This is a genomic window from Erythrobacter sp. SDW2 (assembly GCF_021431965.1).
Lineage (GTDB): Bacteria > Pseudomonadota > Alphaproteobacteria > Sphingomonadales > Sphingomonadaceae > Parerythrobacter.
In genome coordinates this window covers 2,276,965-2,295,336 of record NZ_CP090370.1, presented here as the reverse complement: position 1 = coordinate 2,295,336, position 18,372 = coordinate 2,276,965, and the positions used below count along the sequence as shown (strand labels likewise).

15 protein-coding genes are annotated in these 18,372 nt (G+C 64.3%); 8 read left to right on the top strand and 7 right to left on the bottom strand.

Annotated features, from left to right (window positions below; genetic code table 11):
- Positions 1-170 precede the first annotated feature (170 nt).
- Positions 171-635, top strand: coding sequence for an Lrp/AsnC family transcriptional regulator (locus LY632_RS11175; RefSeq protein WP_234091210.1), 465 nt, complete (start codon positions 171-173; stop codon positions 633-635).
- 3 nt (positions 636-638) lie between these two features.
- Here the strand turns inward: LY632_RS11175 and accC are convergent, their stop codons facing one another.
- From accC to LY632_RS11155, 4 genes are all read right to left on the bottom strand, one after another.
- Positions 639-1,988, bottom strand: a complete 1,350-nt coding sequence (gene accC / locus LY632_RS11170; RefSeq protein ID WP_234091209.1) for an acetyl-CoA carboxylase biotin carboxylase subunit — start codon at positions 1,986-1,988, stop codon at positions 639-641.
- 3 nt (positions 1,989-1,991) lie between these two features.
- Positions 1,992-2,438, bottom strand: a complete 447-nt coding sequence (gene accB, locus LY632_RS11165) for an acetyl-CoA carboxylase biotin carboxyl carrier protein (protein WP_234093226.1) — start codon at positions 2,436-2,438, stop codon at positions 1,992-1,994.
- Positions 2,439-2,578: 140 nt separating this feature from the next.
- Entirely contained in the window at positions 2,579-3,010 is a 432-nt protein-coding gene (locus LY632_RS11160; RefSeq protein WP_234091208.1) for a type II 3-dehydroquinate dehydratase, read from the bottom strand.
- Between the two features lie 86 nt (positions 3,011-3,096).
- Positions 3,097-3,510: a holin family protein gene (locus LY632_RS11155; RefSeq protein WP_234091207.1), complete on the bottom strand. Its 414-nt coding sequence runs from the start codon at positions 3,508-3,510 to the stop codon at positions 3,097-3,099.
- Positions 3,511-3,635: 125 nt separating this feature from the next.
- Between LY632_RS11155 and LY632_RS11150 the strand changes: the two genes are divergently transcribed.
- Both LY632_RS11150 and LY632_RS11145 read left to right on the top strand, forming a co-directional pair.
- The gene (locus tag LY632_RS11150; RefSeq protein ID WP_234091206.1) at positions 3,636-4,094 is read left to right on the top strand and encodes a MaoC family dehydratase; all 459 of its coding nucleotides are present in this window, start codon (positions 3,636-3,638) and stop codon (positions 4,092-4,094) included.
- 133 nt (positions 4,095-4,227) lie between these two features.
- Positions 4,228-4,491, top strand: a complete 264-nt coding sequence (locus tag LY632_RS11145; protein ID WP_370636510.1) for a GIY-YIG nuclease family protein — start codon at positions 4,228-4,230, stop codon at positions 4,489-4,491.
- 117 nt (positions 4,492-4,608) lie between these two features.
- On the opposite strand, the gene LY632_RS11140 is transcribed toward LY632_RS11145, so the two are convergent.
- The 3 genes from LY632_RS11140 to LY632_RS11130 form a co-directional block, all read right to left on the bottom strand.
- Entirely contained in the window at positions 4,609-5,499 is an 891-nt protein-coding gene (locus LY632_RS11140; RefSeq protein WP_234091204.1) for a CoA ester lyase, read from the bottom strand.
- Between the two features lie 22 nt (positions 5,500-5,521).
- Complete coding sequence (locus tag LY632_RS11135; protein ID WP_234091203.1) at positions 5,522-7,039, bottom strand: MFS transporter; 1,518 nt, start codon at positions 7,037-7,039, stop codon at positions 5,522-5,524.
- A 110-nt stretch (positions 7,040-7,149) separates the two neighbouring features.
- Positions 7,150-8,184 carry a LacI family DNA-binding transcriptional regulator gene (locus tag LY632_RS11130; RefSeq protein WP_234091202.1) on the bottom strand — a complete coding sequence of 345 codons (1,035 nt, stop codon included), beginning with the start codon at positions 8,182-8,184 and terminating at the stop codon, positions 7,150-7,152.
- Positions 8,185-8,561: 377 nt separating this feature from the next.
- Between LY632_RS11130 and LY632_RS11125 the strand changes: the two genes are divergently transcribed.
- The 5 genes from LY632_RS11125 to LY632_RS11105 all read left to right on the top strand — a co-directional run bounded on the left by LY632_RS11125 (position 8,562) and on the right by LY632_RS11105 (position 18,355).
- On the top strand, positions 8,562-11,231 hold the full coding sequence (locus tag LY632_RS11125; RefSeq protein WP_234091201.1) for a TonB-dependent receptor: 2,670 nt from the start codon (positions 8,562-8,564) through the stop codon (positions 11,229-11,231).
- 112 nt (positions 11,232-11,343) lie between these two features.
- The gene (locus LY632_RS11120; RefSeq protein ID WP_234091200.1) at positions 11,344-12,855 is read left to right on the top strand and encodes a tryptophan halogenase family protein; all 1,512 of its coding nucleotides are present in this window, start codon (positions 11,344-11,346) and stop codon (positions 12,853-12,855) included.
- Entirely contained in the window at positions 12,855-14,699 is a 1,845-nt protein-coding gene (locus LY632_RS11115; protein ID WP_234091199.1) for an alpha-amylase family glycosyl hydrolase, read from the top strand. The genes LY632_RS11120 and LY632_RS11115 overlap by 1 nt, the downstream gene beginning before the upstream one ends.
- Before the next feature lie 5 nt (positions 14,700-14,704).
- Positions 14,705-16,318 (top strand): alpha-amylase family glycosyl hydrolase, encoded by a 1,614-nt coding sequence (locus LY632_RS11110; RefSeq protein WP_234091198.1) that lies wholly within the window; start codon positions 14,705-14,707, stop codon positions 16,316-16,318.
- A gap of 3 nt (positions 16,319-16,321) precedes the next feature.
- Positions 16,322-18,355 carry a glycoside hydrolase family 97 protein gene (locus LY632_RS11105; RefSeq protein WP_234091197.1) on the top strand — a complete coding sequence of 678 codons (2,034 nt, stop codon included), beginning with the start codon at positions 16,322-16,324 and terminating at the stop codon, positions 18,353-18,355.
- Positions 18,356-18,372 lie beyond the last annotated feature (17 nt).

Here is an 18,372-nt window from a genome sequence, read left to right as displayed (position 1 = left end):
GCGGCATCTCCGCCCGTTCTAACAGTTTCCGAAAGGTTAAGAACCACAGCTGCGTGACGCGTTGCAAAGCGGGACAATTGCTGTCATGAACAATAATATTAGCGAGACAGGCCATTCGTTGCGCCGAGAGTTTCGCATCCTTGCGAGAAGTGACAAGAGGGGCAGGGCATATGGCCAATCTCGACGATATCGACCGGCGGTTGCTGGCCGAATTGCAGAACGAAGGCCGCATCACCAATGTCGAGTTGGCCCAGCGCGTCGGCCTGACCGCCCCGCCGTGCCTGCGCCGCGTCCGCGCGCTGGAGGACGAGGGCGTGATCCGCGGCTATCATGCCGAGCTGGAGCCATCGAAGCTCGGCTTTGCCATCACCGTCTTCGCCATGGTCAGCCTGAAGAGCCAGGCCGAGGATGCATTGCGCGAGTTCGAGGATCATATGCGCGCCCTGCCCGAGGTGCGCGAGGTCCATATGCTCAACGGCGAGATCGACTTCATCCTCAAGATCGTCAGCCGCGACCTGCAGAGCTTCCAGGAGTTCCTGACCAGCAAGCTGACCCCGGCACCGAATGTGGCGAGCGTGAAGACGAGCCTGACAATCCGCACGGCCAAGCACGAGCCCGGGGTGCCGCTGGGGTAAAGCCTACCCCTCGCGCTGCTTCAGCCACTCCTCCAGCCATTTGATGCTGTAATCGCCGTTGAGGACATCGTCCTGGCGCAGCAGTTCCTGGTGCAGCGGGATGCTGGTCTTGACGCCCTCGACGACCATCTCCTCCAGCGCCCGGCGCAGGCGCATGATGCAGCCTTCGCGGGTACGGCCATAGACGATCAGCTTGGCGATCATGCTGTCGTAATAGGGCGGGATGCGGTAGCCGGCGTAGAGCCCGCTATCGACCCGGACATGCATGCCGCCGGCCGCGTGGTAATAGGTCACCTGCCCCGGCGATGGGGCGAAGGTGAAGGGGTCTTCCGCGTTGATGCGGCACTCGATGGCATGGCCCTTGAACTCGATCTCGTCCTGCGTGACCGACAGCGGCTTGCCCTCTGCGATACGGATCTGTTCGCGCACCAGGTCGACGCCGGTAATCGCTTCGGTAACCGGATGTTCCACCTGCAGGCGGGTGTTCATCTCGATGAAGTAGAACTCGCCATTCTCCCACAGGAACTCGATCGTCCCTGCGCCGCGATAGCCCATCTTGCGCATCGCATCGGCGCAGACTTCGCCCATGCGGTGGCGTTCTTCGGGCGACAGGATCGGGGAGGGTGCTTCTTCGAGCACCTTCTGGTGCCGCCGCTGGAGCGAACAGTCGCGCTCGCCGAGATGAATGGCGTTGCCCTGGCCGTCGCCGAACACCTGGAATTCGATGTGGCGCGGGTTGCCGAGATATTTCTCGATATAGACCGTGGCATCGCCGAACGCCGCCTTGGCCTCGCTCCCGGCCTGCTGCATCAGCGTTTCGAGCTGGTCTTCGCTCTCGCACACCTTCATGCCGCGTCCGCCGCCGCCCGATGCAGCCTTGATGATGACCGGATAGCCGATCTCGGCGGCGATCCTGCGGCCTTCTGCCGGATCGGACACCGCACCGTCGCTACCCGGCACCAGCGGCAGGCCGAGCGCGCCGGCGGTCTTCTTGGCCATGACCTTGTCGCCCATGGTGACGATATGGTCGGGCTTGGGGCCGATCCAGGCGATGTCATGCGCTTCGACGATCTCGGCGAATTTGGCATTCTCGGACAGGAAGCCATAGCCCGGGTGGATCGCGTCGGCGTGGCTCACTTCGGCTGCCGAGATGATCGCCGCGACATTGAGATAGCTGTCGGTCGCAGACGGCGGACCGATGCACACGGCATGGTCGGCCAGCCGCACATGCATGGCATCGGCATCGGCCGTGGAGTGCACCGCCACGGTCTCGATCCCCATCTCATGCGCGGCGCGGTGGATACGCAGCGCGATTTCGCCGCGGTTGGCGATCAGGATGCGTTTGATAGCCATTGCTTACCCGATTACGACGAGCGGCTGGTCGAATTCGACCGGCTGCGCGTTTTCGACCAGGATCGCCTTGACCGTGCCGGCCTTGTTGGCGGTGATCGGGTTCATCACCTTCATCGCTTCGATGATGAGCAGCGTGTCGCCTTCCTTGACCGAGCTGCCGACGCTGACGAAGTTGGGCGCGCCGGGCTCGGCGGCGAGATAACAGGTGCCGACCATCGGCGACTTGAGCGCATCGGCATGGGTTGGCGCAGCCGGTTCCGCCGGAGCGGGGGCAGCAGCGGCAGGTGTCGGCGCGGCAGGCGCGGCCATCATCGGTGCGGCTGCAACAGCCACGCCGCCACCGCGCGAGACGCGGACCTTGCGATCGCCGTCTTCGACTTCGATTTCCGTGAGGCCGGTTTCAGCCAGCAGTTCGGCGAGTTCGCGAACCAGCTTCGTATCCACATTCATCCCGCCGTTGCGAGGCGAATTGCTTTTGCTCTCAGGCATAATGTCCCTGTTGGTTTTCCCGAAGACCCTCGCCTATGCGCGGGGGCGCGCGGCAAGGCAAGGCATCAATTGGGGCAGTTTTGTGACAGTCACCAACCGCTTTACAATTCCGCCGCCCGCTCCAGCGCGACGATATAGGACTGCGCGCCGAGCCCCTGTACCGTAGCGGCAGCGGCCATGCCGACATAGGACAGGTGGCGGAATTTCTCGCGCTCGTACGGGTTGGACAGGTGGACCTCGATCACCGGCAGTTGGGTGGCCTTGATCGCATCGAGCAGCGCAATCGAGGTGTGGGTATAGGCCGCCGCGTTGAGCAGCACGGCCTTCGCCCCCGATGCCCTGGCTTCGTGCAGCCAGTCCACCAGCACGCCTTCGTGATTGCTCTGGCGAAAGTCGATGGCGAGCCCGAGCGCGGCGGCGCGGATTTCGCACATCGATTCAATATCGGCGAGGCTCTGGTGCCCGTAAATCTCCGGCTCACGCGTGCCGAGCAGGTTGAGATTGGGGCCGTTGAGGATGAAAACCGTGTCCATGCCCCGGCTCTAGCCGCTTCGCTTGCGGGCGGAAAGAGCCGGGCCATGTCACACATGTCACACTGTCCTGAGGGAGAAATGCAGGCCTATTTCTCCACCCCCTTGACCTTGCCCCACTGGCGCGCGGCGGTGTAGCCGAGATAGCCGGTGCCGAAGAGCGCATAGAGCGGTTCGGGCAAGCCATTGAGATAGGCGTTGATGCCGCCGGCGATGGCAATGGCCGAATGCGGCGAGAAGGCCGCGATCACGCCCATCGGCAGGGCGAACAGCAGGATGACATACATCACATAGAGGAAGCTGGGGCGGGCGCGGCTGGTCCAGGGATCGGGCGATTGCGCCTCGGCGACGATGGCGGCGAGACGGGCCTCGATCGCCTTCAGCTCTTGCGTGCCTTCCATCTGCAGCAGTTCGAGTTTCGCCCTGGCCTGCGCCTCCTTGTCGGGGATGATCTTGTCGATGATCGAGGCGATGGGGCCGATGAGGGTTTCGAGAATGGCCATGGGATGAGTCCTTTGCGGTTAGCGGGACTTCCGCACATAACCATATCGGTTCGTGTAGGAAAACATTTGTGCCACCGCCGCGCGCTCGGCTATCGCCCGGTCAAAGGCATTTTCAGGAGAGCGCCATGGCCGGGATCTGGTTCGACGACATGCAAGTGGGTCAGGTGATCCAGCACCCCATCCGCCGCACCATCACCGAGGCGGACAATGTGTTCTTCACCTGCATGACGCACAATCCGGCGCAGCTGCACCTCGACGAAGAATATATGAAGGGCACCGATTACGGCACGCGGATCGTCAATTCCTGCCTGACCCTGTCGCTGATGGTGGGGATTTCAGTGAATGACACGACGCTGGGCACGGCGGTCGCTAACCTCGGCTGGGACGAGGTCCGCTTCCCCAAGCCGCTGTTCCACGGCGACACCATCCGGATCGAGACCGAGATCGTCGACCTGCGCGAAAGCAAGTCGCGGCCGAATGCGGGAATCGTGACGTTCGAGCACCGGGCCTACAACCAGCACGGCGATCTGGTGGGGAGTTGCAAGCGGTCGGGCTTGCAGTTGAAGCGGCCGGTGGAGGGGTAGCTCTATTGACGACGGAGATCCCAGCTTTCGCTGGGATGACCGGATTTCGTTATCGGTTCGTCATCCCAGCGAAAGCTGGGATCTCGCGCCTCCTGGTGCTACCCCATCGTGGATGGGTGGCTGGGTCTACATCATGACCAACAAACGCGACGGTGTGCTCTACATCGGCGTGACCTCCGATCTGCCAGCGCGGATCCTGCAGCACAGGACTGGTCATGGTTCATCTTTCTGCCGCAGATATGGCTTGAACCTGCTGGTCTATGCCGAGCCACACGAAAACATCTATGAAGCGATCACACGCGAGAAGGCGATGAAGGCGTGGAAGCGGGCATGGAAGGTTGAGTTGATAGAGAGCCTCAATCCGGCGTGGGATGATCTGTTCGAGCAGTTGGTTTGAATGCGCGGGTGCTCGGCGGGAGGATAGAGATCCCAGCTTTCGCTGGGATGACGTTCTTTTATGTTTTGGCGTATTTCTCCATTCGTCATCCCAGCGAAAGCTGGGATCGCTTGGTACTTAAGAAGCAAGCTTCCCCGCCGCCCGCAGCAACCCCTTCGCCCGGTCCAGATGCGGCCGGTCGAGCATCTTCCCCTCGTGCCCGATCGTCCCGGCACCCGGATTGGCGGCGAACAGATCCACCACCGCCTGCGCCTCGGCCAGTTCCTCTTCAGACGGCGTGAAGACGCGGTTGATCACTTGTACCTGCGCCGGGTGGATCGCCAGCATCCCGCGATAGCCTTGCCGCTTCACATCGCGGGCACGGGCTTCGAGGCCGTCGAGGTCGCGGAAGTCGGCATGGATGGTTTCGACCGGCTGCACCCCGGCGTGGGCCGCTCCGAGCAGGCAGAGCGTGCGGGCGAGTTCGTAAGGTGGGTCATAGCGCCCATCAGGCGCGCGGTTGTCGCTGGCGCCGAGCGCGTCGGACAGGTCCTCCGCCCCCCAGGTCAGGCCGCAGACGCGCGGCGCGCCGGCATAGTCGCCGCAGTGGAACATCGCGCCCGCCGTTTCCGTCGCCAGCACCAGCACGCGGGTGCTGCCCGGCTCGATGCCGTGAGCAACCTCCAGCGCGGTGAGGTAGTTGTCGAGCGTCTCGACATCGCCGCGCCCGCGCGACTTGGGCAGCAGCAGGCCGCCGGGCTGCGCCGGGATCACCGCGGCAAGGTCCTGCACCGCCATGCCGCTATCGAGCGGATTGATCCGCACCCACAGCCTCGCCCTGGTGGCGTCGTCCTCGCGGGCGATCCGGTCATGCACCATCTGCCGGGCGAGTGGTTTGTGCTCCGGCGCGACCGCATCCTCGAGGTCGAAGATCGCGATATCGGCCGCGCTCGCGGCGGCCTTGTCCATTTTCTTCTCGCTGTCGCCGGGGGCGAACAGCCATGAGCGGGCAGTTGTGGGCTCTGTCATGTGCGCAGCGTTAGCGCGGGTTTCACGCCTTGGGTAGGGCCGCCTGCACGCGCAGCATCGCCGCCGCCGCGACCAGCCAGCTCGCCGCCGCGAACAGCATCGTCCACACCGGCTCGCCGGGGAAGAAGGCCTGCATGATGCTGCCCATCACCGTCGCCACCAGCAGCTGCGGCACGACGATGAAGATGTTGAACAGCCCCATGTAGATGCCGAGCTTGGCCTGCGGCAAATTACTGGCGAGGATGGCGTAGGGCATGGCAAGGATACTGGCCCAGGCGATGCCGATGCCGACCTCGGCCAGCAGCAGGGTCTGTGCGTCGCGGACGAAGAAGAACATCAGGAAGCCCGCTGCGCCCAGCGTCAGGCAGATCGAATGCGTCTTCACTTGCCCGAAGGTGCGGCTGAGCCACGGCAGCAGGGCGAGGGCGGCGACCGCGGCCACGCCGTTGTAGACGGTGAAGAGCACGTTCACCCAGTTCGCGCCCTGGTTGTAGGCCTCGGTGGCGGTGTCGCTCGAGCCGAAGACATATTGCGTCACCACCGGGGTGGTGTTGATCCACATGATGAACAGCGCAGACCAGCTGAAGAACTGCACCAGCGCAAGCCGCTTCATCACCTCTGGCATGCCGGAGAAATCGCCGACGATGCTGGACAGCATGTTGGCCGCGCGGCCCTGCTTGGCCATGGAAATGGCGATGGCGCTGAGGAAACCGTAGGCGCCAAGCAGTGCGCCGAGCAGCAGCACTTCCTTCTGCAGGCCGAGCGCATCGACCGAAAATACGACCGCGACACCCGCAGCGACCCAGGCCGCGCTGGAGAGATAGGACTTCGCCGCCAGCGCGCGCAAGGTCACGCCGTCGTCCACTTCGGCTTCCTCGCCGAAAGCGGCCATCTCCGCTGGCGAGTATTCGCGGGTCGTCAGGATCGTCCACAGCACCGCCCCGAACAGCGCGAGGCCGCCGGCCCAGAAGCTCCACTTGACCGTGTCGGGCAGGCCGCCGCCGGGGGCGACATTGCTGACGCCGAGATGCTCGAGGAACCACGGGAAGATCGATCCCACCACCGCGCCCGCGCCGATGAAGGCGGTTTGCACGGCGTAACCGGCGCTGTGCTGGTCGGTATCGAGCATGTCCCCCACGAATGCGCGGAAGGGCTCCATGGAGATGTTGAGCGAGGCGTCGAGCAGCCACAGCATCGCCGCAGCAAAGAACAGCGGGGCCGCCACCGTCGGCGCTAGCGGCATGGCGAACAGCGCCAGCGCGGAGAAAATCGCCCCCACCAGGAAATAGGGCCGCCGCCGCCCCAGCCGGTTCCAGGTCTTGTCCGACAGATGCCCGATGATCGGCTGCACGATCAGCCCGGTCAGCGGTGCGGCGACCCACAGCGCAGGCAGATCGTCGATGCTCGCGCCCAGCGTCTGGAACACCCGGCTCATGTTCGAATTCTGTAGCGCGAAGCCGATCTGGATGCCGAAGAAACCGAAGCTGATGTTCCACAGGCCCCAGAACGACTGGCGCGGCTTGGCGGTGATGCTGGTCATTGTCTCTCCCCGGCGCGGCAAAGCCTCTTGCGGGCCGTCGCGCTCGTTATGGAGCACGGCTGGCACGGCTGGGCGTGGCCTGCAAGCCGCATACGAATGTTGTGCGGACGCTAGGTCCCGGTGGAAGCGCGGGTGACCAGCGTGGCGGGCAGGGTACGCGACCTCGCTGCGCCGCCCTCGATCTGCTCGCACAGCGCTTCTAGCAGCGCTTCGCCCGCGCCGCGCATGTCCTGCATCACTGTGGTCAGGGGAGGGGCGGTGAGCGCGGCGGCGGGGATATTGTCGAAGCCGATCACCGCGACATCGCCCGGCACGGAGCGCCCGGCCTCGGCCAGAGCCCGCATCGCGCCGATCGCGATCAGGTCGCTCGCGGCGAACACCGCATCGAACTCAGCGCCCGCATCCAGCAACCGGCGCATGGCGGCATAGCCTTCTTCCTCGCCGGTCAGCGCGTCGACCTGCAACGTCGCATCGGGCGCGATACCCGCCGCTTCCAGCGCTGCACAGAGGCCCAGATAGCGTCCGGCAAATTCAGGGTAATGCTCGTCCGCCTGGCCGAGGAAGGCCACCCGCTTGCGGCCGAGGGCGAGGAGGTGCTCCCCAGCCGTCCGACCCGCGCCAAGGTTGTCCGAGCCGATGGTGGCGCCGATATTATCCTCGCGCACGCTGCCCCAGCGCACGAAATGGGTGCCTTGCCGCGCCAGCTCCTCCAGTCGCTGTTCATAGAGCGTGTAGTCGCCATAGCCGAGCAGGATCAGCCCGTCGGCGCGGTGGCTGTCCTGATAGCGGGTGTGCCAGTCGTCTTCCATCCGCTGGAACGAGATCAGCAGGTCCAGGCCTCGCGCGCCCGCCGCCCGCGTGATCGAACCGAGCATGGCGAGGAAGAACGGGTTGATCATGCTGTCATCGGGCGTGGGGTCCTCGAAGAACAGCAGCGCGATGGTGTTCGAGCGCTGGGTCCGCAGCGAGGACGCGTTCTTGTCGACCGTGTAATTGAGTTCGCGGGCGATCCGCTCGATCTTCTCGCGCGTGGCGGCGCTGACCGAGCGATCCCCGCGCAGCGCACGGCTGACGGTGGGCTGCGAAACCCCCGCCAGATAGGCAATGTCGAAGCTGGTCGGCTTCCCTGTCGGTGCGCGCCCCATGCATACTCTCCGGGCGCGAGATTAGGCGGGAAGGGCGGCAAAGTAACTAGGGCAAAGGGCGGTAATCACCCGCCCCGCACGCTTTCGCGGCATTGTTGCACTTGTGCGACACACCGGCTCCCGCACTGAATGCTGCAGCGCACAAACATACGTATACCGACTATGCGCTGCCGTTCATCGCGGCGTAAGCAAGGCTTCAGAGGCGTGCGGGGGTCGTGCGCCGGGAGAGGCAACCCTAATTGTTTAGTGGACTGCCGCACACCTGCCGACACCAGGGCGGGGCGGAAATGGGAGAGCACATCGTGATTGACCGCAAGTTTTTGACCGCTGGTATCAGTGGCCTGGCCATGACGTTTGTCCTGGCCCCGCAAGCCGTTATGGCACAGGACGCCGACGAAGATGCTGCTGCGCAGGAGGAAGGCGCGGGCGAAGAGGGCGAGGGCAACATCATCATCGTCTCGGGATTCCGTGAATCGCTCGAAAGCGCCGTCGCCGAAAAGCGCAACAGCGACCAGATCGTCGAATCGGTGACCGCCGAAGATATCGGCCGCCTGCCCGATGCCTCGATCGGTGAATCGATCGCCCGCTTGCCGGGCCTGACCTCCCAGCGCCTCAACGGCCGCGCCAACGTCATCTCGATCCGCGGCCTCGGCCCGGACTTCTCGCAGACCCTCCTGAACGGGCGCGAGCAGACAACCACCAGCGACAACCGCGGCGTCGAGCTCGACCAGTATCCGTCGGAAATCGTCAACCAGGTTGTCGTCTACAAGTCGCCGACCGCTTCGCTGGTCGGCCAGGGCCTGGTCGGCACCGTCGATATCCGCACCGTCCGTCCGCTCGAAACCAGCGACAGCGTGCTCGCCATCGGTGCGCGCGGCTCATACGCCGACCTGGGAAAGCTGAATGCCGGTTCGCGTGACCTTGGCTTCCGCGTCAACGCCGCTTTCGTCGATCAGTTCGCCGACGACACCTTCGGCATCTCGCTCGCCGCCGCTTACGTGGACGAGCCCTACCAGCTGCAGGAATTCAACGCCTGGGGTTATGCCGGTGCCGGCACTGCGGCTTCACCGTCGGTCATCGGCGGTTCGAAGAGCTTCGTGACCTCGACCCGGCTCAAGCGTCTCGGCCTCAACGGCACGCTGCAGGCCCGGGCCACCGACACGGTGATGGTGACCGTCGACGGCTTCTATTCGAACTTCAACGACGACCAGTCGAAGCGCGGTATCGAGCTGCCGCTCGGCTTCGGCGCCTTCGGTACCACCACCACCATCGGTACGGTCGAGGATGGTTTCGCAACCTCGGGTACCTTCAACAATGTTCGCGGCGTTGTCCGCAACGACATCTTCCAGCGCAAGGCCGACCAGTACTCGCTCGGCCTCAACGTCAAGCATGAAGGCGACGATGGCTGGAGCGCGATGTTCGACTTCGGCTGGTCGAAGACCGACCGCAACGAACTCAGCCTCGAAAGCTATGCCGGCACCGGCTTCAACGGTGACGATACGGGCAATGGCGCAGCCGCGACGATCGGCTTCGTGTCGGGCCCGACCGGGACTGTGTTCAATCCGTCGCTCAACTATTCGGATCCGAGCCGCATCTTCCTCACCGACCCGCTCGGCTGGGGTGGCGGCACCGTGCCGCAGGCCGGTTACTACAACAACCGCATCATCCAGGACGAGCTGAAGCAGTTCCGCGTCGAAGTCGGCAAGGAATTCGATGGGGGCTTCATCGAAAGCATCCAGGTCGGCGCAAACTACACCACCCGTGAAAAGGGCCTGACCCCGGACGAAGCCTTCGTCCGCCTGCCGGGCACCGCCACCACGGCTGTGCTCCCCTCGCAGTTCCAGCTTCGCTCGACCGACCTGACCTATCTCGGCCTTGGCCCGATCATCAGCTATGATGCCCGCGCCCTGATCGACGCCGGCGTGCTGGTGCTTGAGCCGCGTGTGACCTCGGGGCCGGGTGCTGCGAACGACGTGCTGGGCAAGAGCTACACCGTCAACGAAGACCTGCTGACTGCCTATTTCCAGGCGAACATCTTCCAGGAAATCGGTGGCGGCACGATCACCGGCAACATCGGTGTGCAGGCCATCAATACCAACCAGAAGTCGACCGGCTTCGTCTTCGCACCGGGCGGTCCCGTCCAGCTGACCATTGGCGACGACTACTGGGACATCCTGCCGAGCGGTAACCTCTCGCTCCGTCTCGACAGCGACACCGTCATCCGTGTGGCCGCCGCGCGCGAGATTATGCGTGCGCGTCTTGACGACATGCGCCTCTCGATCGGTTACGGGATTGATGCCTCGGTCCCCGGCGGCCTGATCCGTGGTGGCGGCGGCAACCCCTTCCTGCGGCCCTATCGCGCCAACGCTGTCGATTTCAACATCGAGCAGTACTTCGGCCAGGGCGGGGTGGTTGCGCTCCAGCTGTTCTACAAGGACATCAAGAGCTTCGTCTTCAACGGGCGCTTCGACTTCGACTATTCGGGCTTCCCGGACCCAACCGGTGCGGCGGCGTTCCCGAACCTGCCGAGCGTCGGTACGCTTGACGCGCCGATCAATACCGGCGGCGGCGATCTCTATGGTGCCGAACTCGCGGTCACCATGCCGCTCGGCAACTTGATCCCGGCGCTGGAAGGTTTCGGCATCACCGGTGGTGCCAGCCTGACCGAATCGAAGGTGCAGGATGCCAATGGCAACGAGACCACAATCCCGGGCTATTCGAAGTGGGTCGTCAACGGCACCGCATACTTCGAAAAGTGGGGCTTCAACGCTCGCACCAGCGTCCGCTATCGTTCGACCTTCCTCGGCGACTTCACCGGCTTCGGCGGCTCGCCAACCCGCCGGACGGCGCTCGCTGAGACCATCGTCGACGCGCAGATCGGTTACGACTTCCCGGACGGCAGCGCGCTCGATGGCCTGTCGCTCTACCTGCAGGGCCAGAACCTGACCGACGAGCGCTTCGCTTCGGTTGGCGGTAATGGCAACCAGGTGATCGACTACCAGATCTACGGTCGCCGCTTCCTCGCGGGCTTCACGTTCCGCTTCTAAGGGGCGTATGGGCGGGAGCAGACGGCATGCCGGATTGCTCCCGCCCTCCTGCGCATACTGATACGATAGGCTCGCCGGGACCGATCCCGGCAGCTATCGACGGTTGTTGCTTATGAAACAGGCCTCTTCCCCCATAGTCATCGCCGGCGGCGGAACCGCCGGCTGGATGGCGGCAGCCACGCTGGGGCGTTTCTCCGGCCGCAAGGTGGTGCTGGTCGAGTCCGACACCATCGGCACGGTCGGGGTGGGCGAGGCGACGATTCCGCAGATCCGCCTGTTCAATGCCGCGCTCGGGATCGACGAGGCCGAATTCCTGCGCGAGACGCGGGGAACCTTCAAACTCGCGATCGAGTTCGCCGGCTGGAGCGGCGAGGGCGATAGCTATCTCCACGCCTTCGGCAATGTCGGCCACGGGGCCGGACTATTGCCGTTCCACCATTACTGGCTGCGAGCAAAAGCCGTCGGCCATGCCAAGCCGCTGTCCGACTATTGCCTCAACGATGGCGCGGCGCGCGCGGGCAAGATGCAGATTTGGCAGGCGCAACCGGGCCAGCCGGTGCCCGACATGCCGTGGGCCTATCACTTCGATGCGTCGCTCTACGCCGCCTATCTGCGCCGCCATGCGGAGGCACATGGGGTAGAGCGGGTCGAAGGCATCATCGCCAGCGTCGAGCGCGATGGCAGGAACGGCGATATCACCGCGCTGTTGCTCGACGGGGATCGCAGGATCGAAGGCAGCTTCTTCATCGACTGCACGGGTTTCCGTTCGCTGCTGCTGGGCGAGACACTTGGCGAGGAATTCGACGACTGGAGCCACTGGCTGCCCTGCGACCGTGCCGTGGCGGTGCCGTGCGAGGCAAAGGGCGAGTTCACCCCCTACACCCGCTCAACCGCGCGCCAGGCCGGGTGGCAGTGGCGCATCCCGCTGCAGCATCGGATCGGCAATGGTCATGTGTTCTGCTCGGACTTCATGGGCGAGGACGAGGCCACGGCGATCCTGCTGGCGAACCTCGATGGCGAGCCTACCGCCGATCCGCGCGTGCTCAAGTTCACGACCGGGATGCGGCGGCAGCAATGGTCGCATAACTGCCTCGCGCTGGGGCTCGCCGCCGGCTTCATGGAGCCGCTCGAATCGACCAGCATTCACCTGGTCCAGAGTTCGATTGCACGACTGCTGCAGATGCTTCCCGGAAACGCGGTGGCTCCGGCAATCCGCGACGAATTCAACCGGCAGGCCGCCTTCGAGTGGAGTCGCATCCGCGATTTCCTGATCCTGCACTATTGGGCCAACGGCCGTGCAGGCGAGCCGTTCTGGGACCGCTGCCGGGCAATGGACTTGCCCGAAACCCTGACCGCAAAGATCGAGGCGTTCCGCGCCGCCGGCTATATCCACCGCGAACACGAAGAGCTCTTCACCGAGCAGGGCTGGCTGCAGGTCCTTGTCGGCCAAGGGGTTATGCCCGAAAGCTGGAACCCGATCGCGGACGCGATGCCCGACGCCGAGCTCGAGGCCATGCTGGCCCAAATTTCCGAAACCAACCGGCGGCTGGTCGCAGCCATGCCCGCCCATGCGCCGTTCCTGCGCGCTTACATCGATCCCGCGAGAGAGAGGAAATCCGCCTGATGCGCACCCACCTGTCCGCCCTGACCGGCGTCGCCCTGGCGCTGTCCGCCTGTGCCACGACGCCGACGATCGCGCAGGAGACCGCATCGGTCGCCGGGGCCGATCTGCGGGCGCGGCCCGTGACCGACGAGGTGATCTATTTCGTGCTGCCCGACCGCTTCGCCAATGGCGACACCGCCAACGATCTAGGCGGCTACCAGGATGACCGGCTGGTCTCGGGCTTCGATCCGGAAGCCAAGGGCTTCTACCATGGCGGCGACCTCAAGGGTCTGACCGAGAAGCTCGACTATATCCAGGGCATGGGCGTGACCGCGATATGGTTTGCGCCGATCTTCAAGAACAAGCCGGTGCAGGGCCCGGCGGGTGACGAAAGCGCCGGCTATCACGGATACTGGGTGACCGATTTCACCCAGGTCGATCCCCACTTCGGCACCAATGAAGATTTCAAGGCCTTCGTCGATGCGGCCCATGCGCGCGGGATGAAGGTCTATATGGACATCATCACCAACCACACCGCCGACGTCATCCGCTATGCCGAGGACGAGTACCAGTATCGCAGCAAGGCGGATTATCCGTTCTCGACCAGGGGCGGGCCGGACGGCAAACGGATCAACGAAGGCTTTGCCGGAGACGACGATCCGAGCGAGGCCAACTGGGCCAGGCTGACCGATCCCGCCTTCGCCTATACACCGGTGGTTCCCGAGGCAGAGAAGGACATCAAGGTCCCGGCCTGGCTCAACGATCCGCTCTATTACCACAACCGTGGCGACAGCTTCTGGATCGGCGAGAGCAGTGTCTATGGCGATTTCGTCGGGCTCGACGATCTCGCGACCGAGCACCCGCGCGTGGTCGCCGGTATGATCGAGATCTTCGGCAGCTGGATCGACCGCTTCGGCATCGACGGTTTCCGCATCGATACCGCCAAGCACGTCAATCCGGAGTTCTGGCAAGCCTTCGTCCCGGCCATGCTGGAGCGTGCCGAGGCCAAGGGCATTCCCAATTTCCATATCTTCGGCGAGATCGCCTACCAGAGTCCCGATGCGGTCACCAATGCGCGGGTCATGGCAGACAGCGGCCTGCCCTATGGCCTCGATATGGGCTTCGCTGCGGCGGCGCAGCTGGTGGTAAGCGGCAAGGCCGGGCCCCGGACCATGGCCGAATTCCTCGAGCAGGACTCGATCTACCCCGGTGGTCCCAGAACGGCGACGGGGCTGCCGACCTTCCTCGGCAACCACGATTTCGGGCGCTTCTCGATGTTCGTGAAGCAGGGTGCGGAGGGCGCCACGCCCGAGGAACTGCTGGCGCGGGTCAAGCTGGGCCATGCGATGATGTTCCTGCTGCGTGGGGTGCCGACGATCTACTATGGCGACGAGCAGGGCTTCGTGTCCGACGGCAACGACCAGCTGGCGCGCGAGGACATGTTCCCGAGCAAGGTCGCGCTCTACAACGACAACGACCTGCTCGGCACCGACCAGACCACGGCGGACGACAATTTCAACACCGCACATCCGCTCTACCGGCTGATGGGCGACCTGTCGAAGGTACGGCTGGGCAATCCGGCGCTGATGCGCGGGCTCACCAAGCTGCGCAATTTCGACCACGAGGGACCGGGCCTGCTCGCCGTCGAACGCTACGATCCCGAAAGCGGCCGCCGCGTGCTGGTCGCCTTCAACACCTCGGGAGAGGCCATCACCCGCAATGTCGAGGTCGATTTTGGCGCCACCGGCATCTCCGGTTTGCTGGGCGATTGTCCCGCTGGCATCGCCGCTCCCGGCGCGGTCAAACTGACGATCCCGGCCTTCGGCTATGCAGCCTGCGAGCTGACCTTCGGGAAGGAAGACTGATCGCAATGGCTACAATGACCCAGCCTGCGGCCGATCCGGCCCCGTCACGACCTTGGTGGAAGGGCGCGGTGATCTACCAGATCTATCCGCGCAGTTTCATGGATTCGAACGGCGACGGGGTGGGGGACTTGCCCGGCATCACCGCACGGTTGGAGCATGTCGCCTCGCTCGGCGTCGATGCGATCTGGATCTCGCCCTTCTTCAAGTCGCCGATGAAGGACTTCGGTTACGACGTCAGCGATTATTGCGACGTCGATCCGCTGTTCGGCACGCTCGCGGATTTCGATGTGCTGGTCGCCCGCGCCCATGCGCTGGGCCTGCGCGTCCTGATCGACCAGGTCTATTCCCACACCTCCGACGAACACCCATGGTTCGCGGAGAGCCGCTCCAGCAAACATAACGACAAGGCGGACTGGTACGTGTGGGCCGATGCCAAGCCCGACGGGTCGCCTCCGTCCAACTGGCAAAGCGTGTTCGGTGGCCCGGCGTGGACATGGGATGCCCGCCGCGGCCAGTACTACATGCACAATTTCCTCAGCAGCCAGCCGCAGCTCAATGGCCACAACCCGGCAGTGCAGGACGCGCTGCTGGCGGTGACGCGCTTCTGGCTCGATCGCGGGGTCGACGGCTATCGCATCGATGCGCTCAATTTCCTGATGTTCGATCCGGAACTGCGCGACAATCCACCGGCGCCGCCGAGTGACAAGCAGCGCACCAGGCCGTTCGATTTCCAGCTGCAGAAGCACAACATGTCGCACCCCGACATTCCCGCTTTCCTCGCCCGCATCCGGCAGGTGACGGACGAATATCAGGCGATTTTCACCGTCGCGGAAGTCGGCGGCAACGAAGCCGAAGCGGAGATGAAGGCCTTCACCGAGGGCGAGACGCATCTCAATTCGGCCTATGGTTTCAATTTCCTCTACGCCGACCAACTGACACCCGGTCTGGTGTGCAGCGCGCTCGCGCAATGGCCCGACGAACAGGGCGTCGGCTGGCCGAGCTGGGCGTTCGAGAACCATGACGCGCCGCGCGCGCTGTCGCGGTGGTGCGCACCCGAGCATCGCGACGCTTTCGCCCGCCTCAAGGCGCTGCTCCTGATGAGCCTGCGCGGCAATGCGATCATCTATTACGGTGAGGAACTGGGACTGACGCAGGTCGATATCCCGTTCGACCAGCTGCACGACCCCGAAGCCATCGCCAACTGGCCGCTGACCCTGTCGCGCGACGGGGCTCGCACCCCGATGCCGTGGCAGTCGCAAGCCACCTGCGCCGGGTTCGGCTCGACCGATCCATGGCTCCCGGTCGGGGCGGAGAACTTCACCCGCGCGGTCGACGTGCAGGATGGCGACGCTGCATCGCTGCTGGCCTTTAACCGCAAGGCCATTGCCCTGCGCGCGGCCAATCCGGCCCTGCGCCATGGGGCGGTGACGGCATGCCACGCCAACGGCCCGCTGCTCGACCTGCAGCGGGAGGCTGACGGCCAAGCCGTGCGCTGTCTGTTCAACATCGGCGCCGACCCGCGCCCGCTTGCCGGGGTCCAGGGCAAGGTCCTGCTCGCCGCCAACAACGCCACCCCCGACCAACTGCCGCCCTTTGGCGCGCTGATTCTGGAGAACTGACCCATGCGCTTGCTGCTCGCCGCCGTTTCGTCGTTGGCCTTTGCCACCCCCCTGGCAGCGGCCGAAGTTTCCTCGCCCGATGGCCGTATCACTGTCGAGCTGGACGTCGATGGCGACGGGGTGCCGTTCTACCGTGTCGAGCGTGACGGCAAGGAGATCATCGCCGAGAGCGACCTCGGCTTCCTGTTCACCGACGAAGAGCCGATGCGGCGCAATTTCGTGGTCGAGAGCGAAAGCAAGCGCAGCGCGGATTCCACCTGGGAACAGCCGTGGGGCGAGCGTCGCTTCGTCCGCGACAATCACAACGAACTGCTTATCACCTTCCGCGAGAACCGCGAAACCGCCACGCGGGCGCTGACGGTGCGGATGCGGGTGTTCGATGACGGCTTCGGCTTCCGCTACGAGTTCGACCGTCCGGCCGACCGGGTCACCAACATTGCCGATGAGCTGACGGAGTTCGTCATCGCGCCCAGGGGCACGGCGTGGTGGATCAACGCCGGGGCCTTCAACCGCTACGAATATCTCTATAACCAGACTCCGATCGAGGCCGTCTCTACCGCGCACACTCCGATGACGGTGCGGCTGGAGGATGGCCAGCACTTGTCGTTCCACGAGGCGGCGCTGGTCGACTATTCGGCCATGTGGCTCAAGCGGTTCGACGGACAGCGCTTCCGTGCGACCCTTTCGCCATCGAGCCGTGGCCCCAAGGTGGTGCGCAAGGGCAGCTTCACCACGCCCTGGCGCAGCGTCCGCATCAGCGATGATGCCGCCGGGCTGGTCGAGAGCGATCTCGAACTCAACCTCAACGAGCCAAACGCACTGGGCGACGTCAGCTTTTTCAAACCCGCCAAGTATATCGGCATCTGGTGGGGGATGATCTCCAACCGCTGGACCTGGGCGCAGGGCGACCGTCACGGAGCGACGACCGAGCGAGCCAAGCAATACATCGATTTTGCCGCCAAGCACGGCTTCCGCGGTATCCTGATCGAAGGCTGGAACGTCGGCTGGGACGGCAACTGGTTCGGTAACGGCCGCGACTACAGCTTCACCGAGGCCTATCCCGATTTCGACTTCGAGGCAGTGACGGCCTACGCCAAACAGAAGGGCGTTCACATTATCGGCCACCACGAAACCGGCGGGAATATCGAGGTTTACGAGGCACAGCTCGAAGATGCGCTCGATCTTTATGCCGCCAATGGTGTCGATGTGGTCAAGACCGGCTATGTCGCCGACGCGGGCGGGATCATTTCCTGCAACGCCGATATCTCCGACCCTTGCGGCGACGAGATTTTCGAATGGCACGATGGCCAGCGCATGGTCCAGCACCACCTCAAGGTGGTGAAGGAAGCGGCCGAGCGCGGGATTTCCATCAACCCGCACGAGCCGGTCAAGGACACCGGCCTCAGGCGGACCTATCCCAACTGGGTCGCCCGCGAGGGTGCGCGCGGTATGGAATACAATGCCTGGGGCGCCTTTGCCAACGGGCCGGATCACGAGCCGACGCTGGTCTATACCCGGATGCTCTCGGGCCCGATGGACTACACGCCGGGTGTGCTGGGGCTGGTGGGCGACAACAACTATCCCATGGCCTCGACACTGGCGAAGCAGCTCGGGCTGTATCTCGCGATCTATTCGCCGATCCAGATGGCGGCGGACTTCGTCGAAAGCCTCGAAGCCCATCCGAAGGAGCTGGAGTTCATCAAGGCAGTCCCGGCCGACTGGTCGGAAAGCCACCTGATCGACGGTGCGGTGGGCGACTATGCGATCTTCGCGCGCAAGGATCGCAACAGCGAAGACTGGTACGCCGGGGGCGTCAACGACGCGACCGAGCGCACTGTCACGCTGACCTTCGACTTCCTCGACGAAGGCAAGACCTACAAGGTCAAGGTGTGGAAGGATGGCCCGGAAGCGACCTATCTGACCGAGAAGCGCCACGACATCGCTTATGATACTCTGACTGTGAAGAAGGGCGATACCTACACCGTCCGCCTCGCACCCGGTGGTGGCCTCGCAATGCAGCTCAAAGCCGACAAGTGAGGTGGCTGGCGGCCTTG